This window comes from Algoriphagus yeomjeoni (genome assembly GCF_003259505.1).
GTDB classification, from domain to species: domain Bacteria; phylum Bacteroidota; class Bacteroidia; order Cytophagales; family Cyclobacteriaceae; genus Algoriphagus; species Algoriphagus yeomjeoni.
In genome coordinates, this window is the sequence record NZ_QLLK01000002.1 from 154,429 (window position 1) to 179,765 (window position 25,337).

21 protein-coding genes are annotated in these 25,337 nt (G+C 38.7%); 9 read left to right on the plus strand and 12 right to left on the minus strand.

Features of this window, described 5'->3' with window-relative positions; translation table 11 throughout:
- Nucleotides 1-26 precede the first annotated feature (26 nt).
- The 6 genes from LV83_RS03965 to LV83_RS03990 all read right to left on the minus strand — a co-directional run bounded on the left by LV83_RS03965 (nt 27) and on the right by LV83_RS03990 (nt 5,661).
- Nucleotides 27-1,652 carry an OmpA family protein gene (locus LV83_RS03965; RefSeq protein ID WP_111610240.1) on the minus strand — a complete coding sequence of 542 codons (1,626 nt, stop codon included), beginning with the start codon at nt 1,650-1,652 and terminating at the stop codon, nt 27-29.
- 3 nt (nt 1,653-1,655) lie between these two features.
- On the minus strand, nt 1,656-2,627 hold the full coding sequence (locus LV83_RS03970) for a deoxyhypusine synthase family protein (RefSeq protein ID WP_111610522.1): 972 nt from the start codon (nt 2,625-2,627) through the stop codon (nt 1,656-1,658).
- A 98-nt stretch (nt 2,628-2,725) separates the two neighbouring features.
- On the minus strand, nt 2,726-3,325 hold the full coding sequence (locus tag LV83_RS03975; protein ID WP_111610241.1) for an OmpH family outer membrane protein: 600 nt from the start codon (nt 3,323-3,325) through the stop codon (nt 2,726-2,728).
- Nucleotides 3,326-3,423: 98 nt separating this feature from the next.
- Entirely contained in the window at nt 3,424-4,326 is a 903-nt protein-coding gene (locus tag LV83_RS03980; RefSeq protein ID WP_111610242.1) for a histone deacetylase family protein, read from the minus strand.
- Between the two features lie 55 nt (nt 4,327-4,381).
- Nucleotides 4,382-4,945, minus strand: a complete 564-nt coding sequence (locus LV83_RS03985) for a hypothetical protein (RefSeq protein ID WP_111610243.1) — start codon at nt 4,943-4,945, stop codon at nt 4,382-4,384.
- Nucleotides 4,946-5,295: 350 nt separating this feature from the next.
- Nucleotides 5,296-5,661 carry a phage holin family protein gene (locus LV83_RS03990; protein ID WP_111610244.1) on the minus strand — a complete coding sequence of 122 codons (366 nt, stop codon included), beginning with the start codon at nt 5,659-5,661 and terminating at the stop codon, nt 5,296-5,298.
- A 142-nt stretch (nt 5,662-5,803) separates the two neighbouring features.
- Between LV83_RS03990 and LV83_RS03995 the strand changes: the two genes are divergently transcribed.
- Nucleotides 5,804-6,553, plus strand: a complete 750-nt coding sequence (locus tag LV83_RS03995; RefSeq protein WP_111610245.1) for an acyl-CoA desaturase — start codon at nt 5,804-5,806, stop codon at nt 6,551-6,553.
- Between the two features lie 164 nt (nt 6,554-6,717).
- Nucleotides 6,718-7,047 carry a BlaI/MecI/CopY family transcriptional regulator gene (locus tag LV83_RS04000; protein WP_111610246.1) on the plus strand — a complete coding sequence of 110 codons (330 nt, stop codon included), beginning with the start codon at nt 6,718-6,720 and terminating at the stop codon, nt 7,045-7,047.
- A gap of 69 nt (nt 7,048-7,116) precedes the next feature.
- Here the strand turns inward: LV83_RS04000 and LV83_RS04005 are convergent, their stop codons facing one another.
- Entirely contained in the window at nt 7,117-10,356 is a 3,240-nt protein-coding gene (locus LV83_RS04005; protein WP_111610247.1) for a S41 family peptidase, read from the minus strand.
- Nucleotides 10,357-10,529: 173 nt separating this feature from the next.
- Between LV83_RS04005 and tyrS the strand changes: the two genes are divergently transcribed.
- Nucleotides 10,530-11,822 (plus strand): tyrosine--tRNA ligase, encoded by a 1,293-nt coding sequence (tyrS, locus tag LV83_RS04010; protein ID WP_111610248.1) that lies wholly within the window; start codon nt 10,530-10,532, stop codon nt 11,820-11,822.
- 147 nt (nt 11,823-11,969) lie between these two features.
- Nucleotides 11,970-12,665, plus strand: a complete 696-nt coding sequence (locus LV83_RS04015) for a TetR/AcrR family transcriptional regulator (RefSeq protein ID WP_111610249.1) — start codon at nt 11,970-11,972, stop codon at nt 12,663-12,665.
- An 88-nt stretch (nt 12,666-12,753) separates the two neighbouring features.
- Here LV83_RS04015 and LV83_RS04020 read toward each other — a convergent pair whose 3' ends face one another.
- Nucleotides 12,754-14,292 carry a peptide MFS transporter gene (locus tag LV83_RS04020; protein WP_111610523.1) on the minus strand — a complete coding sequence of 513 codons (1,539 nt, stop codon included), beginning with the start codon at nt 14,290-14,292 and terminating at the stop codon, nt 12,754-12,756.
- 283 nt (nt 14,293-14,575) lie between these two features.
- Between LV83_RS04020 and pckA the strand changes: the two genes are divergently transcribed.
- From pckA to LV83_RS04040, 4 genes are all read left to right on the plus strand, one after another.
- On the plus strand, nt 14,576-16,177 hold the full coding sequence (gene pckA / locus LV83_RS04025) for a phosphoenolpyruvate carboxykinase (ATP) (RefSeq protein WP_111610250.1): 1,602 nt from the start codon (nt 14,576-14,578) through the stop codon (nt 16,175-16,177).
- Nucleotides 16,178-16,312: 135 nt separating this feature from the next.
- Nucleotides 16,313-16,846: an outer membrane beta-barrel protein gene (locus LV83_RS04030; protein WP_111610251.1), complete on the plus strand. Its 534-nt coding sequence runs from the start codon at nt 16,313-16,315 to the stop codon at nt 16,844-16,846.
- Between the two features lie 112 nt (nt 16,847-16,958).
- Entirely contained in the window at nt 16,959-17,396 is a 438-nt protein-coding gene (locus LV83_RS04035) for a peptidylprolyl isomerase (RefSeq protein ID WP_111610252.1), read from the plus strand.
- Nucleotides 17,397-17,526: 130 nt separating this feature from the next.
- The gene (locus LV83_RS04040; protein ID WP_111610253.1) at nt 17,527-18,132 is read left to right on the plus strand and encodes a hypothetical protein; all 606 of its coding nucleotides are present in this window, start codon (nt 17,527-17,529) and stop codon (nt 18,130-18,132) included.
- On the opposite strand, the gene LV83_RS04045 is transcribed toward LV83_RS04040, so the two are convergent.
- From LV83_RS04045 to LV83_RS04060, 4 genes are all read right to left on the minus strand, one after another.
- Nucleotides 18,129-18,833 (minus strand): TrmH family RNA methyltransferase, encoded by a 705-nt coding sequence (locus LV83_RS04045; protein WP_111610254.1) that lies wholly within the window; start codon nt 18,831-18,833, stop codon nt 18,129-18,131. The two genes, LV83_RS04040 and LV83_RS04045, sit on opposite strands and share 4 nt — an antisense overlap.
- Nucleotides 18,834-18,849: 16 nt before the next feature.
- Nucleotides 18,850-21,474, minus strand: coding sequence for a DNA gyrase/topoisomerase IV subunit A (locus LV83_RS04050; RefSeq protein WP_111610255.1), 2,625 nt, complete (start codon nt 21,472-21,474; stop codon nt 18,850-18,852).
- A 95-nt stretch (nt 21,475-21,569) separates the two neighbouring features.
- Nucleotides 21,570-23,471, minus strand: coding sequence for a DNA topoisomerase IV subunit B (locus tag LV83_RS04055; RefSeq protein ID WP_111610256.1), 1,902 nt, complete (start codon nt 23,469-23,471; stop codon nt 21,570-21,572).
- Nucleotides 23,472-23,494: 23 nt separating this feature from the next.
- A complete protein-coding gene (locus tag LV83_RS04060) occupies nt 23,495-23,989 on the minus strand; it encodes a DNA topoisomerase IV (RefSeq protein WP_111610257.1) in 495 nt (164 codons plus the stop codon).
- A 115-nt stretch (nt 23,990-24,104) separates the two neighbouring features.
- On the opposite strand from LV83_RS04060, the gene LV83_RS04065 reads away from it, so the two are divergent.
- Nucleotides 24,105-25,337 (plus strand): sterol desaturase family protein, encoded by a 1,233-nt coding sequence (locus LV83_RS04065; RefSeq protein ID WP_111610258.1) that lies wholly within the window; start codon nt 24,105-24,107, stop codon nt 25,335-25,337.

Sequence of the window (25,337 nt, forward strand, 5' to 3'; positions counted from 1 at the left end):
TACTGATCACTGAGACTGAATACTGCTTATCGTTCTACTTCCAGTTCTACTCTTCTATTTTTAGACCTTCCCACTTCAGTTGAGTTAGAAGCAGTTGGCCTAGTGCCTCCCCATCCTGATATCCTTAAGCTTTCAAATGGTACTCCTTGCTCAATTAAGAAATCCCTTACACTGCTCGCTCTATCCAACGAAAGCGCCTTATTCAATCCTGGGTCTCCAGCACTGTCTGTGTGTCCATGAATTCTAAGTTTCATAGCTGGATTTTCCAATAGGAATCCCGCTAGTTCAGTCAAAGTTGCTTTGGTATCCTCTCCTTCCAGTTCTGCTGTTCCTCGCTTGAAACTTACATTTTCAAGTAATATCATACTCCCAGACTCAGCTTTGGTCATGAGCACTACTGTTGGCTCATCTGTTTTAATTTGACTGATTAAAACAGTCTTTGGAAAATATCCTTCAGCATTGATCTTGACCTCTTTCAGCTGTGACCCTGCTAGTTCTGATAACATAAGAGAATCAGAAGCATTTTTAGAAACTGTTGTTTCGCCTACTTTCCAACTAATAGAAAAAGGAACCAAGGTCTTATTTTTAGCATCTACAACAAACCAAGAAATAGGATTTTCTTCCTGCTCTATTTCCTGTTCTGCAACCTTTACTTCTGGAAAACCAACTGCTGAAGAAGGATAAATAGGCACCATAGAAACCGTTTTAGCTGAAGTCGACTTTTCAATAGCAGCCACAGGATCAGGATCTTGGGTAATAATTGCATCGGGAATTTCGAGAGGAACAATTGTCTCGAAAGTCAACAAATCAGCGAAGCCATCACTATTCTGAGTACTAGTCCAAACTACTTCTCCTTCATTAATAAAGGTCACCGAGACTTCAGATCCTGGCGAACTCACTTGCTGCCAAATCATAGGTTTACTCCATTTATTCCAGCCATCACCTAGGCGTTTTGCTATAAAAATATCCTTTCCACTTGCACCTTCATGCATGTTAGAAGAGAAGTATAATTCTCCTGATTTGTTATTGTAGTAAGGACTCATCTCCTGTCCAATAGTATTGACACCTGATCCTATATTAACAGGTTTTGACCATTCTACAGGTCCTAGTTTCTCGCTCACGTAGATATCTTCATTTCCCATTGAATCCTTTCCTTTTGCAGATAAAAAAATAACTTTTCCTGCGGATCCTACTCGTCCAGATACCTTCCCTGCGAGTTCTTCCAAACCTGGCATTGATACTTGACGAAGAAAATTCCAGTCTTTACCAAATTTGGAATATTGATATATTCCGAATCTCTCTCCTCCTGTGTGATACACCAAAAGTGTAAGTAGATCCTCTAGCCCAAGTGAAAAATCATAACCACCTGTGCTCAAATCAGAGCGATGGACAGCTTCTTGCCACTCTCCAGCTTCAGATTTTTTGGTCATCCAAATATCTCCTGGGTCGGTGACTCCACCTATATTATCAGGGTGAAAAGCACGGGTGAAAAGCAAGGTATTATCTCCAATCCAAACAGGATTCATGTCATCCTGAGGGCTATTTGCACCAGAAAGAGAAACGACCTCCTGGGCTTGAAGATTAAATGAAAAGCAAAAAGCAAGTAGCATGACGCCACTTGCTTTTTGAAATACGTTATTAAATTTTCTCATAATTTATTGATCCAGCACAATGGCAAATACCAGAGGTGCTACAATCGTTGCATCAGATTCGATAATGAATTTCGGAGTATCGATTCCTAATTTGCCCCACGTGATCTTTTCATTTGGAACAGCCCCAGAATACGAACCATAAGAAGTGGTCGAATCAGAGATTTGGCAGAAATAGCCCCAAAGCGGCACATTGTCTCTTTGCAAATCCTGATGCAACATCGGCACCACACATATAGGGAAGTCTCCTGCAATTCCCCCGCCAATCTGGAAAAATCCGATGGTACTTTCGTCAGTTGCAGTATTTGTATACCACTCTGCTAGGTACATCATGTACTCAATTCCACTTCTTACCGTATGCACATTCTTCACATCTCCAGAGATCACATGCCCTGCAAACATGTTTCCCAAAGTGGAATCTTCCCATCCTGGGACTATGATTGGAATATTCTTTTTAGCTGCTTCTAGCAACCAACTATCTTTCGGGTCGATTTGATAAGAATCTTCTAGCTTTCCTGAAAGTAAAATTTTATAGAAAAATTCATGAGGAAAAAATGCCTCTCCAGCTTGATCAGCTATCACCCACTCTTCCAAAATTACATTTTCAATTCTTCTCATGGCTTCCATTTCTGGAATGCAGGTATCAGTAACACGGTTCATGTGTCTTTCCACCAAATCCTGCTCTTGCGCTGGAGTTAGCTCACGGTAATTTGGAATACGCTCATAATAATCATGTGCAACCAAATTGAACACATCTTCTTCCAAGTTTGCGCCAGTACAGGTAATAATTTGGATTTTATCTTGACGGATCATCTCTGCAAGGGAAATACCCAGCTCAGCTGTGGACATAGCACCCGCTAAAGTTACCATCATCTTACCACCATTATCCAAATGGCTTTTGTATCCTTCTGCTGCATCGATCAATGCAGCTGCGTTGAAGTGTCTATAATTGTGCTTTAAAAATTCAGTAATTTTCATTCTATAAATTATCGTTGGAAGGTTAAAATTACCCAATTTTTCCCCACAAAAAAACCCAGCCAAGGCCGGGTTTCAATATTTGGAAAATGTATCTCAGTTTATTTCACTGTATCTGCAGGAGCTGCAGTATAATCTTTATTCAAACCTTCAATAACCGACTCAGTGATATCCAAAGCATCATTACCATACCATACAGCACCACCTCTAGTGTAGCTCAAAACCATTGTTAGCTCATTCGTTTCAGCATAGGTCTTAATATAAGATTGAACTCTATCGTAAACTTCGCTGTAAAGTGCTGCTTCGTCGGCTGATAATTCTTGCATCAAATTATCACGGTAAGTCATCAAATTTTGCTCTTTCTTAGCCAATTCTTCCTGCTTAGCTCTAGCTTGATTCGGAGTCATGTTACCGCCAGTCTGTTGGAAAGTTTGCACTTCCTGCTGAAATCCAGAAGCTCTTCCCTGAAGATCCCCTTCGAATTTCTTTCCTTTCTCAGTAAGCTCTGCAGACTTAGTTTTGAAGTAATCATATTTGTTGATTACACTATCTGTGTAAACAAAAGCAATAGTTAAATCACCTTGTGTTACTTCAGATGAAGTGCTGCTTTCAGAAGAGTCAGCAGTTCCTGCAGTTTCGCAGCCGTATAAAAGCACTGTAGCAAGGCTCAATGCACCGATTAGATTTAGTCCTCTTTTCACTTTGTTGATGTTATTGATTACAAGGGCGCAAATATAAAGAAAGTATTGATTTTACAAGAATCATGAGGTGATCAATGGATAAAATAAAGATTTGCTGACTAAAAATAGATATCCTGTGCCAGTCTGTAAACTTGGGTGTGGGCATCGACTATTTGGGATATTTTCGAAGAATATCCTCCCCCCATACAGCACATAATGGGCGATCGGAGTGATTTGGCCAGATTTAGGACTAAAGCGTCGCGTCGTTTCACACCATCTACAGTCAGAGCCAGTCTTCCTAATTTATCTGTCTCCAAAACATCCACTCCAGATTGATAAATAATAAAGTCAGGAGAAAAATCTTTTAAAATACGATTAAGTTGAGCTTCAAGAATCCTAAGGTATTCCACATCATTTGTTCCATCCGGTATAGCACAATCCAAATCAGAAACTTCCTTTCGCATCGGGTAATTCTTTGCTCCATGCATACTGAATGTAAACACGTTTGGATTTTCTGCAAACAAACTAGCCGTTCCATTTCCTTGATGAACATCCAAATCAATTACTAGAACATTTTTAGATAACTGATTTTCAATTAAATAATTAGCCGTAACTCCAATATCATTTAACAAGCAAAAACCTTCTCCTTTGTCAGCATAGGCGTGATGGGTACCACCGGCTATATTCATAGCAATTCCATATTGTATAGCATACTCTGCTGCCTGGACAGAACCATTTAATATTGTTATTTCCCGTAGAACAAGCTCCTTGGATAATGGAAATCCAGTAGCCCTTACTTCAGATTTTGTCAAACCTAAGTATTGAAGCTTGTTCCAATATTCCTGAGTATGCGTATTCAAAATCCATTTTTCATCGATAGGTTTTGGTTCGAAAAAGTTATCCTCCTGTACAATTCCTTCATGTAGTAACTGACCAGGAAGCAACTCATATTTTTCCATTGGAAACCTATGCCCCTCCGGCAACGGGTGCTTGTAAATCGATGAATAAGCAATTTTTAGCATAAAAAAACGCTTGGGAATCACAAGCGTTATTTAGGTGAATTTCTATTGACCTGAATTAATCCTCAATATCCTCTTCTTCAGATTGGAAAGCATACATCGTGTCATCCAACTCCAAGGTATCGTCATTAAACTCCTTAATAAAATTTGAAATCACCTTCTCATTGATATGCTCAATATTCAAAGCTCCATCAAGCCCAATCCCATAATCATGATGGGTATCTATATCTACAAATTCCTGAACTTTCACACTCTCATCCTCCTCTATTTCCATTATTATCTCCGTGATAAACCAGCCGATCTCCTCTTCTTCGCTCGTTAATGGTTTCAAATTTCCATTTTCATCCTCTTCATAGGATATTCCTTTGAAATTCGGGAATTTTTGAGCGGCTTTATGCTCTGCTAATTCATACACTTCGCTTGCGTGGTGCAGTCTTAACGTATACAAAGCAGCATCATAAATCACTTCTTTACCTTGATACATTCCTATGAAATAGAAATTGACAAATTCATCAGAATTTTCTTCGTCGGGAATAATTTTAAACGTTTTATCGAGCTTCCCCAGCTCTTCCTTCAACTCTGCTATTCGAGTAGGATCAAAACCTGGATTTGATATTGACATGGGGCAATTATTTAAAGAATATAAAATGTTAAGTGATTAGAAATTCAATAGTAATAAAGGAAATAGTAATATAATACCAAAATCTAATCGAATTTTACCAATTGAACAAAGCCTTAACCCAAATTGAGTTTTTAAGCCGTTGCAAATTTGAAAATGAGTAAGTTTTATTTTTGAATCTTAGGAGTTAGAATGATAATTACCAAATTCTACCTTTTCCAATTGTGGTCACTCACCTAACAAAAGATGAGCTAAAAGAGTTAAGCTGATATCAAATAATTTTTATTTGATCAAAAACTTCACCTAAACATAATTATTAATCATTGGTAATCAAATATTTATAATATTTTGGTTTAATCCGCAGCATTCAAATTATTTCCAAAGAGTGCATTGATAATACATAGTACGATGGCAAATAAAATTGCCCACCAAAAACTATCAACTTGAAATCCCGGAATAATTCGATCAGCAAGCATGATCATCAATGCATTGATTACCAGTAAAAATAAGCCTAAAGTCACTATCGTTATGGGAAAAGTCAAAACAACCAATAGTGGTTTAAGCGTAACATTGATTAAAATAATGACAGCAGCTAAAATAAACCCGGTAATAAACGTGTCAATGTGAATACCAGACAAAAAGAATTCTGCGATTAGAACAGAAATGCCTCCCAAAAGGATTTTAACTAAAAAATTCAAAGGTTTATTTTTGTTTTCCATAGGACTAAAATTACAGATTTACCTTAATAATCCTTAAATCCTGATAAATATCATCTACCTAATTGGAATGGATTAGGATCAGAATTCGTTCTCTGAATCACGAAACATTATATTTGCAGCTTTAACATAAAACCTAGACCGAGTGATAATCATCATTTTCTTTCTTCTGCATTGGTATTTCTCCTTGTTTTGCCAAAGCTTCTTCTTGCACCGTTACGCCGCCCATCAGATGTTCTATATGAATAAGTATTGGGAGAAATTCTTTTACTTCTTTACTTGGATGTGGCAAGGCAGTTCTTATCTATCACCAAGAGCCTATGCGATTCTTCATAGAATGCATCACGCCTACAGTGATACTCCGAAAGATCCGCATAGCCCACATCACACAGAGAACTTGTTCACAATGATGTGGAAGACTAAAAATATTTATAACGAATATTTTTCTTTCCGATTAAAGCCTGAAGAGCGGTTTTCAAAGGATATTCCTGATTGGAACAAGTTTGATAAATTTGCTGATACGATGCTGGTAAGAGTCGGCTGGGGCTTATTATATGTGACAATTTATGTTCTTTGCATCTCAGTTTTCGATTTGCCTGGCACGCATTGGTGGATGTATTTCCTTCTTCCTATCCATTTTTTAATGGGTCCAGTGCATGGAGCTATTGTCAATTGGAGTGGTCATAAATATGGCTATTCAAATTTTGACAATAATGATCATTCAAAAAATAGTTTGCTACTCGACGTGTTGATGCTTGGGGAATTATTCCAAAACAACCATCACAAACTTCCAAACCGTCCAAATTTTGCTGTGAAATGGTATGAGTTTGATCCAACCTATCCTATCGTCAAATTGCTTCACCTAACTAGGATAATAAAATTAAGAACTGTATAAGTTAAAATGACCTCAATTGAGGTCATTTTTTGTTGAAATCTGTAGTTCAAAATGCAAACCATTTTTCTAGTTTGTTAAAAAATATTAAAAGTAAAGGTGGTTTTTTTTGCAATTGTGAAACTAAACGAATAATTTTCTTTTAATTAAAACTTAACGCCTTATTTATGAAACCATTAACAAGAGCCGAAGAGGAGATCATGCAGATCCTCTGGCAAATCGAACGAGGGTTCGTCAAAGACATCCTTGCACCCATGACCGAGCCCAAGCCTGCATACAACACTGTTTCTACCATTGTTAGGATATTAGAACGCAAAGGGTTTGTAAGTCACAAGTCCTACGGTAAGAGTCATGAATACTTTCCAATAGTATCGAAAGACGAATATCGTTCTTTCATCATCAAAAAAATGTTGGATGGTTATTTCGAAAATTCTTTCGGAAAGCTAACTGATTTCTTCAAGAATGACGAAACATTGAACACAAAGTCATATCAATAAGCACTATTGATAAAAAGCAAATGAAAAAAACCTGGTATTGCTACCAGGTTTTTTTTGTCGCTAAAGAATTCAATTTACTTCTTTAAGCAATTCTTCAATTGCTTTTTCAAGCTGTTGATCTATGCCTTGGTCGATTTTTCCTGGCATATTTTTTACTACAAACTCCGGCCTAGTTTCATTATTCTCCAGCCATTCTCCGGCTTTATTTTTAGCAGAAATTGGCACTACTCCCCATCGAGATCCATCTGGCAATCCTTCCCAGCCTGCAAATGAACAGGTACCCGGCGTAGGCATTCCTACCGTCTTACCAATATTCAAATCAGTATATCCGCAAGCAAAACAATGTCCGTCCGAATAATTGGCTTCATTGAACATCGCAAGTGTAGGCTTAGTCCAGCGAGCAGTAGGCTCATATCCCACCGACCTAGTTTCGGTAGCATAGGTTAAAAACTTTTCCCCAGTAAAGAACATGGCTAAATCAGCTACCAAATCTCCACCACCATTAAATCTAGTATCTACAACTACAGCTTCGCGATTGTGGTATTTGCCCATCATCTCTTCATATACATTTCGGTAAGGGCCATCACTCATCCCCGGAATATGCACATAGCCAAGTTTACCGCCTGACAAGCTATCCACCTCAGCCTGATTCATTTTCACCCAACGCTTATAAAGCAATTGATTTTCTGCCCTAAGAGAAATAGGCTTGATAGTTAGTTGTTTTCTTTCATTGGTTTCAGGATTGAAAAGTTCAATCAGCGTAAACGTATCAGACTTTCTATTGAGAAACTTAGCAAGGTCATTTTCAGCAGTTAAGGCAATTCCATCAATTTTCTCGATGATCATCCCTTTTTTGATATCCAAATCAGCTTTATCCAACGGACCTCCTGCAATCACTTCAGTAATTTTGATACCATCCCCTTCAAAACCATAATCCCAAAATATGCCTAGCGCTGCAGTAGCATCCGCCATTTCCACTGTTCTGGAATACCTTGAACCTGCATGTGATACATTCAGTTCTCCAATCATTTCGGAAATCATTTCAGCAAATTCGTAGCTATTGCCTATAGATGGTAGATATTTTTCATAGTTCACTTTGGATTCCTCCCAGTCAATTCCGTGCATGGTTGGTGTATAAAAAATCCCTTTAGTACGAAGCCAAATGTGCTCAAACATATAAGCCATTTCCGCTTCCTTATCATAGGTCATTTCACCAGAAATCTTGATTGACTCCCTTTTCATTCCTTCAGGATTGATCTTAGAGATACTACCATTACTAAGTAAATACAAGTATTTCTGATCTTTATCCCAGGTCAAACTTGCAGAACTGGCATCCAAGGATATTTCCTGCTTAGTTTCTTTTGTCCTAAGGTTAGTACTCCATAGATTCATACCTTTTTCGAATGCTGCCAAATAATAGAGTTTCTCACCATCTTTAGACAAAAGAGCATCTCCCAAAGAAGAGGAATGGATGGTAAGTCTAGCCTTTCTATCATCAAAACCATCCCAATCAAATTTCAAGTTTTCAACTTTCTTAGCCTTTTCTCCCTCCTTTTCATCTTTCGGTTTATCGGTCTTCTCATCCTTTTTATTGGCTTTTTCGATCTCTTTCATCAAATCAAAATCTTCTTTAGATAGTGTGAATTTTTCCCATGCCATTTTATCAAAGAAGAGCGTGTAAACATCATTTTGACTTTGACCACTAGTTGCATAACTTTTCAGACCGTCACGGTTTGAAAACCAAAGCATCTGTTTACCATCATTCACCCATTTTGCTTCGCTATCTCCAAATCCGCTGTTGGTAAGATTTTTCATTTTCTCTTTGCCGGAAGCATCGAGCAGAACCACCTCAGAATTAACCATGGTAGGTCTATACGTAGCTAAAAGCCACTTGCTGTCTGGACTCCAAGTAAAATATTGATCACCATCTCTCATGTGAAATAGCTCATCGGGAGTCAGTAGAGTCACTGTCTCTTTAGTATCGAGATCAAAAACTTTAAGAGTTCTTCTATCTTCGACAAAAGCTAGTTTTTTACCATCAGGAGAAAGTTTTGGCAAATACGCCTCGCCTTCTATATTTAATAGTTCCATCTCTTGTAATAAAGTAGAAGCAAAGAAAAATGGCTCTTCTGACCTCATTTTGGTACTTTTAAACATCTGCCATTTTCCTTCACGCTCGCTGGCATAAACCAATGATTTCCCATCTGGAGCAAATTCCACGAATCTCTCTTGCTCAGGTGTATTTGTGATTCGTTTGGTCAAAGAACCATCCACAGAGGTTACAAAAACCTCTCCTCTGGCTACAAAAGCTATTTCTTTACCATCAGGGGAAATTGACATTTCCCGGACTCCACCATTTATAGCGATGTAATTATCGGAATTAGAAATTGCCTGAGTTTGGATGGAAACGGCAACTTTCTTTGGAGTTTCACCTTTGCGCAGCGTATAGAGCTCACCATCGTATCCAAAACTCATCAACCCATCATCTGAAATACTGAGAAAGCGAACAGGAAAAGTCTTAAGAGTTGTGAGTGCTTCAGTTTGAGCAGGATTGGAAGCATTCATAGAAAAAACATTGAAGCTCCCATTTGTCTCGCTTAGATAATAAATCTCTGATTCGTCAGGAGAAAAAACTGGGTTTCTATCCTCTCCATAAAAAGTAGTGAGCATTTTATGGGTATTGGTTTTGGCATCATACATCCATACATCCCGTGCAATTCCAGATTGATGATGCTTTCTCCATTCATTTTCTCCGCCTTTTTTATCATGGTAAAGCATTTTGCTCCCATCCTTACTTACAGACACGTATTCTGCAGGAATTGTAAATACCTGATCGACTCTACCACCATTTTTTGGCACTGAATATAGCTCTGGCTGCGATCCTGTAGGATATTGTCTGTGTTCTGCAATATCCATTCGCTGACTTCCAAAAATCACAGATTGATCATCTGCCGAGAATTCAAAAGGTTGTTCATCATTGGAATGGTATGTAAGCCTAGTGGCCGGACCACCTTCGGGGCTCATCGCAAATATGTCAAAGTTGCCATAGCGATCTGAAGCGAAAGCCAAGGTTTTTCCATCTCTACTCCACACCGCTTGATAATCGTGAGCCTCATGAAAAGTAATCTGTCTTGCTGCCCCTCCAGCGCTAGGAACTACGTACAAGTCCCCTTTGAACGTAAATGCAATTTGGCTACCATCCGGAGAAATAGCTGGATATCGCATCCATTGGGGTGAATTCTGAGCCAAAATGGAGTGGCCAAATAAGCAACTCAAAAGAATTGCAAAAATCTTAAGTCTAGTAGTCATATGGTTGGGATTTGGCCATTAAAGTAATCAAAATCGCAAATTTTATTAGACGACATTTTTTGATCGGTACTTTTCCCAGCCTAAGCCATTAAAATACTTCAAAGGATTACAGGTTTACTTCATTCCTTAGGCTGACAGACCTATATTTGCACCTCGAAAAATCAACTCATTAGATGAATTCATTCATAGAAGAATTACGCTGGAGAGGCATGCTTCAGGACATGACTCCCGATATTGAAGACCACCTTACTAAAGGAATGACTTCTGCCTATCTAGGATTTGATCCGACGGCAGATTCTCTGCATATAGGTCATCTGGTCGGAGTGATGACTTTATTGCACTTCCAACGTGCTGGACATAAACCCTTTGCTTTGGTAGGTGGTGCAACGGGGATGATTGGTGATCCTTCTTTTAAGTCTGCAGAACGTAATCTTTTAGACAAAGCCACGCTGGATCACAATATCTCTTGTATTCAGGATCAATTAGCCAAATTTCTTGATTTCGCTGGTACTACTTCAAACAAAGCCGAGCTCGTCAATAACTACGACTGGATGTCTAAGTTTAGCTTTTTGGACTTTATCAGAGATATCGGCAAGCATATTACTGTCAATTATATGATGTCCAAAGACTCTGTAAAAAGACGTCTAGAGGATGGAAACGGCCTTTCTTTTACCGAATTCACCTATCAGCTGATTCAGGGATATGATTTTTATCATTTGTGGAAAAATGAAAATTGCTCCATTCAGCTGGGTGGGTCTGACCAATGGGGAAATATCGTCACGGGAACAGAATTGATCAGAAGAATGGGTGGAGGATCAGCCTATGCACTGACTGTTCCTTTGATCACCAAAGCTGACGGTACGAAGTTCGGTAAAACTGAAGGCGGTTCTGTTTGGCTAGATCCAGAGAAAACTTCTCCTTATGCATTCTACCAGTTTTGGCTGAATGTATCCGATGCAGATGCTTCAAAATACATCAGGATTTTCACCATTTTGGATCAGGAAACAATCGAAAAACTAGAAGCTGAGCATGCGGAAGCTCCTCACCTTCGTGTATTACAGAAGGAGATCGCTAAGCAAATCACAACTATGGTTCATGGCGAATCTGAATTAGAAATGGCTATTAAAGCTTCTGATATTCTTTTTGGTAAATCCTCAACTGAAGACCTCGCAGCCCTAAATGAACGTACTTTCTTGCAAGTGTTTGATGGTGTGCCACAAGTTCAGGTTAGTAAAGAGGAATATTCCGAATTAACTTCAATTTTAGACCTCTTTGGAGAAATTACTCAGGGAGTGGTGTTTGCTTCCAAAGGCGAGGCTCGAAAAATGATTCAGGGTGGCGGAGTAAGTATAAACAAAGAAAAATTGTCTGATCCGAATGCTTCCATAAACTTGACTCTTCTTCAAAAGAAATACCTTTTGGTACAAAAAGGAAAGAAAAATTACTACATCGTTGAAGTGAAGTAAGTCAATGATACTCACCACAGAAAAGGCCTTAGGATTATCCTAAAGCCTTTTTTTATGAGATTTTTCTAAAATATAAAGATACAAAACCCAGTTTTTGACCCAAGTTTAATATCTTTGAATTCGATTTTTAGAAAATGAATATACCCCATGGCAGGAGAGAAAAATAAAGAAAAACTCATTTTAGATTCAGCAGTTTCGCTTTTCACTTCCAAAGGCTATTTGGCTACTCGAATGGAAGATGTAGCAAAGACCGCAGGAATCAGTAAAGGCCTCACCTACTTCTATTACAAGAACAAAGAGGATCTTTTCATGGCCCTGACCAAAAAAGCCTTCGACCAATTTAAAGATGAATTCCGGGATGTTTACCGATCCAAAGGCAAGTCTGGCTTAGAAATGCTAAGTGATCTTTTGGTGAAAATCGTTGTTTTTGCGAAATCCAATCAAGTCTATTACGATGCCATATTGAATTTCTTGGATCTGTTGAAAAAGTACAATAATCCAGAAACGAGAAAATTGATAGACCCAAAAACACTGGAATCCACTCACTTTCAAAAGCTTTTGGAAATTCATCATGAGCCAGCCAAAATCGGAATCATGATGGTGAGCCAAGGAATAAAAGATGGAAGTATTCGAGCGGAACTTCAGCCAGAAATCACCTTCTACACCGTTTGGAGTATGATTATTGGCTATGAAAAAATGCTTGGTCCAATAGAATACGAAGGTAAAGATCTCAAAATTCACTCAGAAAATTGGGAACCTGGGTTTTTGCGATTAATGCAGGAAATGCTGAAAGGCACTATTCAGGCAACTAAGAAAACTACCGTACAGACAAGTCTATTTTAATAAGTCTATTCAGCAGTAAGTAAAAATCAAAAGAGGCAATCGAATTCGATTGCCTCTTTTGATTTAAAATTAAACTTGTAGCGCTTGCCTAATGCACATCACCCATCAACTTTTTGATAAATGGAGACGCCAGCAAAATTATAAGACCAGCACCTACTGAGTACATCGCGATTAATAAAAAACCGTCGGTATAAACTTCCAAGGTGTCAAAACCCCCAATATTTTTATCCGTGCTTTCTATGGCCAACTGCTTTCCAATAAATCCAACTACCTGAAAAGCAAAAGCGGAGGACAAAAACCAAACCCCCATCATAAATGCTACAATACGTTTTGGAGATAAATCTGTGATCTTAGAAAGTCCAACTGGCGACATAAATAACTCGCCTATCGAGATCAAAAAGTACATGAGAAGTAAGTAAGCAAAGGGCACTAATCCAGCTTCATTAGCGCTAGTCTTACTGATGTGTAGGATGTAGAAGCTGAGTCCTGCAAATAAAAGGCCCATTCCAAATTTGAATGGAGTTCGTGGATTCAAGTTCTTTTTGGCCAGAGAAGTCCACAAAAGTGAAATAGGAATGGCTAGAATGATAATCCACATCGAGTTTAATGAATTTGTTTGCGAAGCAGTCATGATACCTCCCAAATCAATGTTTCTAGCAGCAAAAAGAGTGATTACGCTACCTGAAAGTTCATGAAAGCCCCAGAAAATGGTCATGAAAACTGTAATAAGAACTGCTACAATTAATTTACCTCTTTCTTCTTTAGTGGATTGAAAAATGATATAAGCCAAATAGCCCAAAATGCTCACACCAATTATCTTGAAGATAATATTCACAATATTCTGATCTCCAAAGAAATCTCCATCGCTACCAAGTGGCTTGTAAGCGGACAGCAAATACGCTACTACCGGTACAGCCAAAAACGATAGTAACGGGATCAAGTATCTATTTTTGATACCGGCCACTTTACGCTCAATCTCCCCTGTTGCCGGAGGCATCCCTTTGTCACCAAAAACGCCATTGCGAATCCCACTCCAAAAGAAAATAAGGCCTGAAAGCATACCAAATCCTGCCAAAGCAAAACCATAATGCCAACCATAGGTCACCGCTAGCCAACCACATAGCAGAGGTGCTATCCAACCACCAATATTAATCCCCATGTAAAAAATAGTGAATCCAGAATCTTTTCGGGCATCACCATCGGGATAGAGAGTGCCTACAAAAGTCGATATGTTTGGTTTGAAGAATCCGTTTCCTACAATTATAAGAGACAGAGCAAGAAAAAAGGCAACGTTATTTTCAATTGCCAAAACAAAATGCCCAAGTGACATCAGTATTCCACCCAGAAAAATGGAATTACGCATTCCCAGTATTTTATCAGAAATCCTCCCTCCGATTACAGTAGAGGCATAAACTAAAGATCCATAAGATGCATAAACTGCTGCTGTAGCATAATCCCGATCGCTTAATGCCTCAAATATGACATCAACCATATAGAGGGTCAGCAATGCCCGCATGCCGTAGAAACTGAATCGTTCCCACATTTCTGCAAAAAATAAGTAAAATAAACCTCTAGGGTGGCCAAAAATTGTTGGCTCGGTCAATTCGGAATTAAGGTCTTTTTCCAAGGATAGTTTTATTTGGGTGAAATAAATTTTACAATGATAAACCTTTTTCAGCCTTGTTTCCAAAGTTAAAGCTGCTGAATTATTGGCTTACGTTTAAAAATTACACTATTGGAAAAAAGCTATAATAGGACATGAGCATCGTCCTGAATATCAAACAGAATAAACATCTGTTTTTTGTACGCAACCGATTGTATTGAAAAATAAAGCACTTTTTGTTGGTTTTTATAGCATGGATTTGAGTAGTTTTGTACAGACAATTTTCAGATTGTAAACCCAAATATTTATGCAGGAACTAGATCTGGCAAACCAGACTTCACCCCTGGCTTTTCTTCAATCTACCACAGAAAGAAAAGTTCATTCAAATCTTCCACCAGCAGAACTGGTGGAATTTGCTTTAGTGCGAAAAGAAGGAAACCTCACATCAACTGGTGCGTTGATGGCTGATACCGGCAAATTCACCGGTAGATCACCAAAAGACCGCTACATAGTACTTGACGACAAAACCAAAGACACTATCTGGTGGGGTGACATTAATATCCCATTTGATTCCGTGAAATTCAATTTGCTTTTGGAAAAAATGAAAGCATTTCTGGCGGACAAGGAGCTTTTCGTAAGAGATGCCTACGCAGGAGCAGATGAAAATCATCGGCTCAAATTGAAGGTGGTAAATACAAAAGCATGGCACAACCTCTTTTGTTACAACATGTTTTTGAGACCCTCTGAGTCCGAATTGAAGGACTTCGAGCATGACTTTACAATCATCTGTGCACCGGAATTTGAAGCTGATCCTGAAACTGACGGGACTAAAAATCCCAATTTCGCCATTATCAACCTCACCGAACGAATTATTTTGATTGGGGGAACAGGCTATGCAGGAGAAATGAAAAAAGGAATTTTCTCTGTCCTCAATTTTATCCTGCCACACGATAAGAATATCCTTTCCATGCATTGCTCCGCAAATGTTGGCTCAAAAGGTGATACAGCTATCTTTTTTGGGCTTTCTGGAACTGGTAAAACCACTCTTTCTGCGGACCCAAATAGAAACTTAATTGGAGATGATGAGCATGGCTGGACAGAAAACGGGGTATTTAATTTTGAAGGAGGTTGCTATGCAAAAGTCATAGACTTGAGCAGAGAGAAAGAGCCTGAAATTTGGGATGCAATCAGGTTTGGTTCTATTGTAGAAAACACCCGATTCAAAGCAAACTCCAGAGAGGTTGATTTTGCGAACAAATCTGTAACTGAAAATACAAGAACGGCTTATCCGATTAATTATATCCCAAATGCTTTGGAACCATCCAAAGCCGGAATTCCAAGAAATATATTTTTCCTAACGGCAGATGCATTTGGAGTAATCCCTCCTATTTCTAAGCTAAACAAAAGCCAGGCGATGTACCATTTCATTTCAGGCTACACAGCAAAAGTAGCAGGTACAGAAATGGGGGTTACAGAACCCAAACTGACATTTTCAGCCTGTTTCGGAGCAGCATTCCTACCGCTCCATCCAACTGAGTACGCAACTTTATTTGGTGAGAAAATGGAGAAATACGAAACGAATGTTTGGCTGATCAACACTGGATGGACTGGTGGTACATACGGAGTAGGCTCCAGAATGAAATTAACCTATACCCGTGCAATGATCACAGCTGCATTGGAAGGAAAACTTGAGCAAGTTGCTTATCGAAAACATCAAGTTTTTGGGTTTGAAATACCTCAAGAATGTCCAAATGTGCCTGCTGAGATACTTAATCCAAGAAATACTTGGGCAGATAAGGAAGGCTACGATAAGCAAGCGGAAATTTTGGCTGAAGCATTCAGGGCCAACTTTGAGAAATTCAAGAATTATGCATCAGCTGATATTTTAGAAGGGGCACCTCTCCTGTAACAGTTATAAACCCGGATACCCTTGGAGTCTGCATTTTGAATGCAGAGTCCTTTTTTTATAGGGCATTTAACGTATTGATAGGCTGTTTATAGGACCATACTTTTGGATATAATAATCTCTAACTATTTAAAAATTATGAAAAAAATTATTTTATCAGCTATTGCATTTCTTTTTGCAATCACACTTATCAATGAAGTTCAAGCGCAACAATTTCAGCAAGGACAAGTAGATCTAAATGTTGGCGTAGGTTTAGTTCCTACTTTTGGAGCAGGTGATGTAGGGATTCCTCTGAGTGTTTCTCTTGATTACGGTTTTAATGACCAAATTTCCTTAGGAGGCTACCTTGGCTATGCAGGTTCTAATGACAACATTCCATTCTTAGGTAAAATTTCTTATACCTATTTGATTTTTGGAGCTAGGGGAGCCTATCATTTTGATTTAACAGAAAAGCTCGATACATATGCCGGCTTACTTCTAGGCTATAATATTGCTTCTGTAAGTTTAGAGAATTCTACTCCAGGTATGCCAGAGCCAGATGCTGCAGGTGGATTTACTTATAGCCTATTTGCTGGAGCGCGTTACCATTTTACTGAAAAAATCGGGGCATTTGGAGAAATTGGTTATGGTATTTCAGTACTGAACCTAGGAGTAACAGTGAAATTGAAATAGTCAAGTTTCAGGGAAAAGAAGTAATAAGTTTTTAAAAGCTTTTTTCTATATAATAAATTCAAAGTAAGAGCTATTTTTGCCTCAATAAAAATTTTATCGAAAACATGAAAAGATGAAGACAGCAGAATTTATTACAGAAAAAGGAACAATGAAAGTGGAGTTTTATGAAAAGGATGCACCTATTGCAGTTCAAAATTTCATTGACCTTGCTAATAAAGGATTTTACGATGGATTAACATTTCACAGAGTTATTCCAAATTTTGTGATACAAGGTGGCTGTCCAAAAGGAAATGGAACTGGTGGACCGGGTTACCACATCAAATGTGAATTAGACGGTGAAAATCAGTACCATGATCGTGGAGTCCTTTCGATGGCGCATGCTGGTAGAAATACCGGTGGATCTCAGTTTTTCATTTGTCATAGCCGTGATAACACTGCTCATTTGGACAGAAACCACACTTGCTTTGGAAAAGTAGTAGAAGGTCTAGATGTAATCGATGAGATTAAAGCTGGAGACAAAATCGAGAAAATCGTAGTTTCTGAGGCTTAAATTCACTCAAATTCTATTTATAGTGACCTCTTAAGCACTTTGCTTTTGAGGTCATTTTTTTGTGGGTTTTGATAAAAATCAAAGGTTGGAATGGTTATTGAACAAGGGTCATTTCTTTTTGGAATAACTTATGAATACTCGTCTAACTCTACTTATTCTCCTTACTTTCTTCTCCGTTTCTTTGGCTCAAGCACAGCGTTATGGAACTGCTTTAGGACTTAGATTTGGGAATAGCAATCAATACCGAACAGTAGGACTCACTGCTCAACAGCGTATCACCAAGCGGCTTTCTATCGAGGGAATTGCGCAGTCAGATTTTAAACTAAATACTACACTTTCTGTATTGTTGGAAAAACACCACCCAATTATCTCAAAACGATTTAATTATTATTATGGAATTGGCCCCTCTTTTGGAATGGAAGAAAGTTTTGTGAAAGATCCAGAAAGCAAGCAAATCCTTCATACCTACGGAAATGCTACTGCGGGATTGGATCTGATTGGAGGGTTGGAATTGACTGTTCTAAATACAGTGATTTCCGTAGACTACAAACCAAACATCAACCTAGTTGGGCGAGAAGAATTCTATCGAGGTCAGGTTGGGATTTCTGCTCGAATGGTTCTAGTAAAAAGTAAAGAGCAAAAGAAAAAGCAGAGACAAAAACAACGCGCTAAAAACAAATCTCAAAAAGTGCCTTTAAACGAAAAAATAAAGGGTTTTTTCAATAAGAAGAACTAAGATTTTTTTGACTTCAAGTATGCTTTTTCATGTAAATCATCTCGCTTGACTACAGATCGATACCACTTCATTCGAAGAAGTTGCTTCTCCTCTTCAGTCAAATAGAAATCAGGATGATTGTAGTTTTTTACTTTTTTTACTAATTCATAAAGAGAGATGGAAGCTGCCACAGAAATATTAAAGCTCTCAGTGAAGCCTAGCATAGGAATATGAACAAGTCCATCCACATTTTCATGTACTTCTTGACTGATTCCATCGTGCTCGTTTCCGAATACCAAAGCAATCTTCTCAGAAGGTTCCAGGTCATGAATGGATATTGAACCAGGTAGTGGGCTAGTCCCAAAGATTTTATACCCCTGTTCTCTAAGCACTGAAAAGCAATCTTGAACTGCTGATCCTTCTTTATTGTAATATTTATGTAAATCAATCCATTGAGAGGCTCCTCTGGTCACGAAAGGATTTACCTTATAAGCATTCATTTTTTCGATGACATGCACATCCTGAAGTCCGAAACAATCACAGGTCCGCAGAACTGCACTGGCATTATGAGGTTTGAATATATCCTCCAGCACTACAGTGAAAAACTTCGTTCTTTGTGCAAGGACTTTTTCCATCACCGACTTCTTGTTATCGGTGATGTATTGGCTCAAATAATCCAGCCAATCCTGATCTATTATTTCCAATTGATTCTTTGTGTCCATCTAAAAATAGAGAGGACTAAAATAACCCCAATTGTTCTTCATCATCTTTCTTAACGGATAAATCAATAGTAGATCCTACTTCCAAATCATCATCAGCGTCGGAATCATCTTCATCTTGATCAGATTCAGTTTCTTCTGATTGGTCTGATTTCTTGGATTCAATCAAGCTTATACTTTTGATTTCATAGGTACTCAACTTATTGCCCAGAGCTTTCCAACCTTTGACATCGATCAGCATATCCAAATCATATTCCATCTCCTCCTCTTCTTTTCCTTTGATTAAAGTAACACGAGCCTGAGGCTGCTTTTCAGAGGAAATAAGTTTCAGATATGAATTTTTGTGATCAGAAATGAAATTGAAATTCTTATTCAACGTCGTAGTTTCGATCTGGAAACGCTTTATATAATAACTTTTACTAGCACCATCAAAGTATATGGCTGACAGTATCTTATCTGGATTAAACTTTTCAATTAAAACAACATTTGGCGCGTCATACCGATTGGTAGTTTCAAAACTAGTCAATTCGTAATCACCACTTTTGTAACACACCAAAATTCGATCATCACCGAGAAAATTCCCAATTAATTTACCTCGCTCATCTGTGTTTAATCTACCAACAATAGGGTCGTAATAAATATTCAACCCACCCAAAGTCGACACACCTTCCATTTTTAATTGGATCTTGCGAATTGGGTGCCTAGTCAGAATATTCCCTCCTGCTCCTCTTCCTTTAATGTCTATTGAAGCAAAATCGAAATCAAAAACCTTCACTCTCGCTTTTGCTCCCTGAGTCAAGTACACGGTAATAATTTCTGCCTCACCATTAGCATTGGCGGTTAGGTAGAGGGTTTTACTCCCTTTACTCCCTTTGGTAAGCATATACTCCTTATCTCGCGTGACAGCTAAGACTTGGAAGCGTTTCACCATCGCACGACCTGTTCCTCCATCCAAATAGATGAAGTTATACACCATGCGTTCGTCTCCTTTGCGAAATACAGCCACATGCAAAATATCCTTGCCCATGAAATTCTTTTCCTGGATCTTGGAAACCATACAAACACCATCTTTGCGAATCACGATGATATCATCCAAATCAGAGCAATCGCAGACGAACTCATCTTTTTTCAAGGCATATCCTACAAAGCCATCTGCGCGATTTACATAAAGCTTTGCATTGTTTGCAGCTACCACATTAGCCTGAATCGCATCAAATGTTCTGATTTCAGTCTTTCGCTCTCTGCCTTTACCATATTTGGTTAGGAGGTTTTCATAGTACTGAATCGCATAATCTGTCAAATGCCTTAAGTGATGGTTTACTTCTTTCAATTCATCCTGAAGACGTTTCATCAGCTCGTCAGCTTTGAAGGTATCAAACTTGGAAATACGCTTGATCTTAATCTCTGTCAAACGAACCAAATCGTCTGTCGTAATCTCTCTATAAAAATCAGGCTTATAAGGCTCCAAACCATCGTCAATAGCTTTCAACACATCATCCCAAGTCTCACATTCTTCTATATCTCGGTAGATTCTGTTTTCTATGAATATTTTTTCAAGTGAAGAGAAAAGAAGCTTCTCCATCAATTCTCCTTTACGGATTTCCAACTCCCGCTTAAGAAGTGCTTTGGTCTGCTTGGTGTTATATTCTAGAATTTCATTTACCGTCAGAAATACCGGTGTATCCTTGATAATCACGCAAGCATTTGGAGATATAGAGACTTCGCAATCTGTAAACGCATACAAGGCATCAATCGTCACATCCGGCGAAACACCAGGCGCCAACTGAATGGCTATCTCAACATCCTTGGCTGTATTATCTACTACTTTCTTGATCTTAATCTTACCCTTATCATTTGCTTTCAGAATAGAATCTATCAGTGTATCTGTAGTCACACCAAACGGTATATCCTTAATTAATAGCGTTTTACTATCCTCTTCTTCAATTCTTGCTCTAACTTTTACCTTACCACCTCTCAGACCTTCATTATATTCAGAAAAGTCCGCAAATCCACCTGTGATAAAATCCGGAAGCACATTGGTTTTATTGCCTCTGAGGATTTCGATAGATGCCAAAATCAACTCACAAAAATTGTGAGGAAGAATCTTCGTAGAAAGCCCTACTGCGATACCTTCTACACCTTGTGCTAATAAAAGTGGGAATTTGACTGGAAGAGTAACTGGCTCCCGTTTTCTACCATCGTATGAAAGTTGCCATTCGGTAGTCTGTGAATTAAACAATACTTCCAGTGCAAACTTGGAAAGTCTAGCCTCAATATACCTAGCAGCTGCAGCACGATCTCCTGTACGCACGTCTCCCCAGTTTCCTTGAGTTTCTATGAGAAGCTCTTTTTGACCAATATTTACAATTGCATCACCAATGGAAGCATCTCCGTGTGGGTGAAATTGCATGGATTGACCGATGATATTCGCGACTTTGTTAAATCGACCATCATCCATCTCCTTCATGGCATGCATAATTCTTCGCTGCACAGGTTTCAATCCATCTTCGATTGCCGGAACAGCCCGTTCTAGAATTACATAAGAAGCATAATCCAAAAACCACTCTTTATACATTCCCGTCACCGGGACTGATGTGTGCAGGGAGTCGTCTCCGTTCGTAGGTAAATTGTTATCGTCACTCATATTGTCGTACAGTATTTTTTAAGCTGATGGTTATAGAACCATTCAACTCAAAATCTAAGTCATTGATTGAAAATCCACTATTAGCTGATTGTCAGTTAGGCAGCTTCATTGTCCTCTTCAGGCTCTTCCTCTTTTTTAGGATCTTCCAGAGCCAAATCCTTCTCTATCTTCAAGTTTTTGATGATAAAGTTCTGGCGGTTTGGTGTGTTTTTGCCCATGTAGAAAGTAAGCAAGTCAGCAATCTTAGTTTCTTTATTCAGAATGATGGGCTCCAAGCGAATGTCTTCACCGATAAAGCCACCAAATTCCTCTGGAGAAATCTCCCCTAACCCTTTAAATCGGGTAATTTCTGGCTTATTTCCAAGTTTATGAATAGCTCGCTGTCTTTCTTCGTCAGTGTAGCAGTAAATGGTTTCTTTCTTATTTCTAACCCGGAAAAGAGGCGTTTCCAAAATGAATAAATGGCCGTTTTTCACCAAGTCAGGGAAAAACTGTAAGAAGTAAGTCATGATAAGCAAGCGAATGTGCATGCCATCGACATCAGCATCAGTAGCGATTACAATCTTTCTATAGCGAAGGTTCTCAATTCCGTCTTCAATATTCAAAGCATGCTGGAGCAAGTTGAATTCCTCATTTTCATACACCACTTTTTTGGTCATACCGAAGCAATTCAACGGCTTACCTCTAAGAGAAAAAACAGCCTGAGTCTGCACATCACGGGATTTGGTAATAGATCCGGAGGCAGAATCCCCCTCTGTGAGGAAAAGCATTGTATTCGCCTTTACATCATCATTTGCCTTTGGATCATCGTAATGAACTCGGCAATCTCTGAGCTTTTTATTATGAAGATTGGCTTTTTTGGCTCGCTCATTCGCCAATTTCTTAATTCCGGAAATCTCCTTTCGTTCTCGTTCAGATTGAAGGATTCTCTTCAAGAGTGCATCTGCAACCGCCGGATTTTTGTGTAAGTAGTTATCAAGCTCAGTTTTTAAGAAATCATTGATAAACGTGCGGACAGTGGGCCCATCTGGTCCAACAGATTGAGAACCAAGTTTAGTCTTAGTTTGAGATTCGAAAACAGGCTCTTGTACACGAATGGAAATCGCAGCTACCACACTTTGACGAATATCAGAGGCGTCATAATCCTTCTTAAAGAATTCTCTCACTGTCTTTACAACAGCCTCACGGAAAGCCGCCAAGTGCGTTCCACCTTGCGTGGTGTATTGCCCATTGACGAATGAATAATACTCTTCTCCATACTGATTGGAGTGAGTAAGAGCCATTTCTATATCATTCCCTTTCAGGTGAATGATCGGGTAGCGCTGGCTTTCTTCGTCTATTTTATTAGAAAGAAGATCGAAAAGTCCTCGATCTGAAAAGTACTTTTTACCATTATAATTAATCGTGAGGCCAGCGTTTAGATAAGCATAGTTCCAGATTTGATTTTCTAAGTATTCGGGAATGAAATGATAGTTTTTAAAGATGCTGGCGTCAGGAGAAAATACCACTTTGGTTCCGTTCCGATCTGATGACTTTGATACAGGAGCATCATTTACCAATATTCCTTTTTCGAATTCAGCAACTTTGGTTTCTCCTTCCCGGTAAGCTTGAACTTTAAAAAAATCAGAAAGTGCATTTACAGCTTTTGTACCTACACCATTAAGTCCTACTGACTTTTGAAAAGCTCCTGAATCATATTTACCACCAGTATTGATTTTGGACACACAGTCAATCACTTTCCCAAGCGGAATACCACGACCGTAATCCCGAACTTCCACTTTGTGCTCCGAGATTTTGACGTCAATGGTCCTTCCATATCCCATCATGTGTTCATCGATGGAATTATCCAAAACTTCTTTTACCAAGACATAGATACCGTCATCCTGGGCACTTCCATCGCCCAATTTCCCGATATACATACCCGGTCTTAGTCTGATATGCTCCCTCCAATCAAGGGATTTAATACTGTCTTCTGTATATTTTACTTCTCCAGCCATAATTTTATTGACGCTTATTCTGCTCAAGAATTATTTTTTACCTGATTGAATTTTCCCACTAGAATACCAAACAAACCTAATACCCAGAGCACAAAAAGGCCTGGAATGAGGTAGAAAAAGAAATTAAATTGACTTGCTGCGATTACTTCCTGATTGTTGATAGCGTGGGTGTAAAACACCAACATTCCTAAACTCAGATTTAGAATGCCACCAAAGGAATAAAACCAAGCCAAATAATAATCGCGAAACCTATCGCCAATTGGGAAAACACGGATCAATCCTTTGTGATTTTTGGTTTCTAGCAACTTTGGAGGAAGCAAGACAATCACATTCATAATTATAAAAATGGCAATCATTCCATAGAAAAATGCGCCCTTTTCAAGCTTTTCAGGTGATAACCCATTTTCATCGTAACTATAGCTGACATTTTCAGGCAACGCAGAATAGAAATAAAGCAGGAAGAAAATGAAGAGGGTGACACTAAGGAAATAAAAGGCTTTTCCGAATCGGTAATACATAATTGAGGGAAATTGAATGTGCTAATATAAAGGATTTGAGCAAACAGAATTCGACTTCTCGATGTTCCTTTTATCATTATCTTTGACAAGTAGCTTCAGAAAAACACCCAAAATAATGAACCTCAGTCCAGTAGTGATCGCGATCCCGATGTATTTCATCTTGATGGCAATAGAAATGATTGCACTCAGATTTCAAAAACATCCCGGATATAGACTCAATGATGCCGTTACGAACATCAATTGTGGAGTAATCTCACAAGTCACTGGCGTATTTATCAAAATCCTTTCCATCGGTATTTATACCTTGATTTATCAGCACCTTGCATTCTTTCAAATCCCTAATAACGTTTGGACATTTTTCTTGCTCTTTTTCTTATATGACTTTTGCTACTATTGGGCACATCGAATGAGTCATGAGATCAATTTATTCTGGGGAGGACACGTAGTGCATCACTCCAGCGAGGAGTACAATCTATCAGTTGCACTTCGGCAAAGTAGCACACAAACTATTTGGACATTCTTCTTTTATTTTCCGCTTGCCCTGTTGGGTTTTGATCCTGTGATGTTGGTTTTGGCCTCGGGAATCAATCTCTTATACCAATTTTGGATTCATACAGAGGCAATAGACAGAATGGGTTTCTTAGAAAAATTCATGAATACTCCATCGCATCACCGAGTTCATCATGGCCGCAATCCGAAGTATATTGATAAAAATCACGCTGGAACTTTCATCATTTTCGATAAGTGGTTTGGCACTTTTCAGGAAGAGGAAGAAAAACCAACTTACGGGATCACTACACCAGTCAAAAGTTGGAATCCTGTTTGGGTGAATTTGGCCCACTATTCTACTATGAAAGAGGAGCTCAAAATGATCCCAAATTGGTCAGATCGATTGAGATATCTTTTCAATAAACCTGGTTGGTTGCCAGATTATCTGGGTGGATATCGGGCTCCCAAGGAGATTGAAGATGATTATCAAAAGTTCGACACCGTAGTGCCCCCGTCATTAAATTGGTATGTATTTACCCAGTACATTTTCGTATTGCTCCTGACAGGATTCTTCTTGTTCAAAGTTGATTCTTTCACTTGGATTCCAAAAGTGCTTGTCAGTGTCTTAATCATTTGGACTACGGTAAGTTTTTCTGGGGTTTTTGAAAAAAGAAACTGGTATTTACCTCAGGAGCTAGTAAGAATTGTAGCTTTTGCTGGAGTTGTCTTTTTCCTAATTCAATCTCTCCTACCTTTGCCGATTCTAATTGGAATTTTAAGTGCTTATTCGCTTGCCTCCTTATTTTGGCTCTGGAAAAATCAGCAGCTTAAATCACAAATACCTTCTATCTCCCTGTAG

What these genes read in the sequence shown, in the direction of transcription:
- LV83_RS04030 (WP_111610251.1), top strand. Translation starts at nt 16,313, where the DNA reads ATGAAAAAAATTATTTTATCAGCTATTGCATTTCTTTTTGCAATCACA.
- pckA (WP_111610250.1), top strand. Translation starts at nt 14,576, where the DNA reads ATGCAGGAACTAGATCTGGCAAACCAGACTTCACCCCTGGCTTTTCTT.
- LV83_RS04005 (WP_111610247.1), bottom strand. Translation starts at nt 10,356, where the DNA reads ATGACTACTAGACTTAAGATTTTTGCAATTCTTTTGAGTTGCTTATTT.
- LV83_RS04015 (WP_111610249.1), top strand. Translation starts at nt 11,970, where the DNA reads ATGGCAGGAGAGAAAAATAAAGAAAAACTCATTTTAGATTCAGCAGTT.
- LV83_RS04000 (WP_111610246.1), top strand. Translation starts at nt 6,718, where the DNA reads ATGAAACCATTAACAAGAGCCGAAGAGGAGATCATGCAGATCCTCTGG.
- LV83_RS03990 (WP_111610244.1), bottom strand. Translation starts at nt 5,661, where the DNA reads ATGGAAAACAAAAATAAACCTTTGAATTTTTTAGTTAAAATCCTTTTG.
- LV83_RS04035 (WP_111610252.1), top strand. Translation starts at nt 16,959, where the DNA reads ATGAAGACAGCAGAATTTATTACAGAAAAAGGAACAATGAAAGTGGAG.
- LV83_RS04055 (WP_111610256.1), bottom strand. Translation starts at nt 23,471, where the DNA reads ATGGCTGGAGAAGTAAAATATACAGAAGACAGTATTAAATCCCTTGAT.
- tyrS (WP_111610248.1), top strand. Translation starts at nt 10,530, where the DNA reads ATGAATTCATTCATAGAAGAATTACGCTGGAGAGGCATGCTTCAGGAC.
- LV83_RS03965 (WP_111610240.1), bottom strand. Translation starts at nt 1,652, where the DNA reads ATGAGAAAATTTAATAACGTATTTCAAAAAGCAAGTGGCGTCATGCTA.
- LV83_RS03985 (WP_111610243.1), bottom strand. Translation starts at nt 4,945, where the DNA reads ATGTCAATATCAAATCCAGGTTTTGATCCTACTCGAATAGCAGAGTTG.
- LV83_RS04045 (WP_111610254.1), bottom strand. Translation starts at nt 18,833, where the DNA reads ATGGACACAAAGAATCAATTGGAAATAATAGATCAGGATTGGCTGGAT.
- LV83_RS04050 (WP_111610255.1), bottom strand. Translation starts at nt 21,474, where the DNA reads ATGAGTGACGATAACAATTTACCTACGAACGGAGACGACTCCCTGCAC.
- LV83_RS04060 (WP_111610257.1), bottom strand. Translation starts at nt 23,989, where the DNA reads ATGTATTACCGATTCGGAAAAGCCTTTTATTTCCTTAGTGTCACCCTC.
- LV83_RS04065 (WP_111610258.1), top strand. Translation starts at nt 24,105, where the DNA reads ATGAACCTCAGTCCAGTAGTGATCGCGATCCCGATGTATTTCATCTTG.
- LV83_RS03970 (WP_111610522.1), bottom strand. Translation starts at nt 2,627, where the DNA reads ATGAAAATTACTGAATTTTTAAAGCACAATTATAGACACTTCAACGCA.
- LV83_RS04040 (WP_111610253.1), top strand. Translation starts at nt 17,527, where the DNA reads ATGAATACTCGTCTAACTCTACTTATTCTCCTTACTTTCTTCTCCGTT.
- LV83_RS03980 (WP_111610242.1), bottom strand. Translation starts at nt 4,326, where the DNA reads ATGCTAAAAATTGCTTATTCATCGATTTACAAGCACCCGTTGCCGGAG.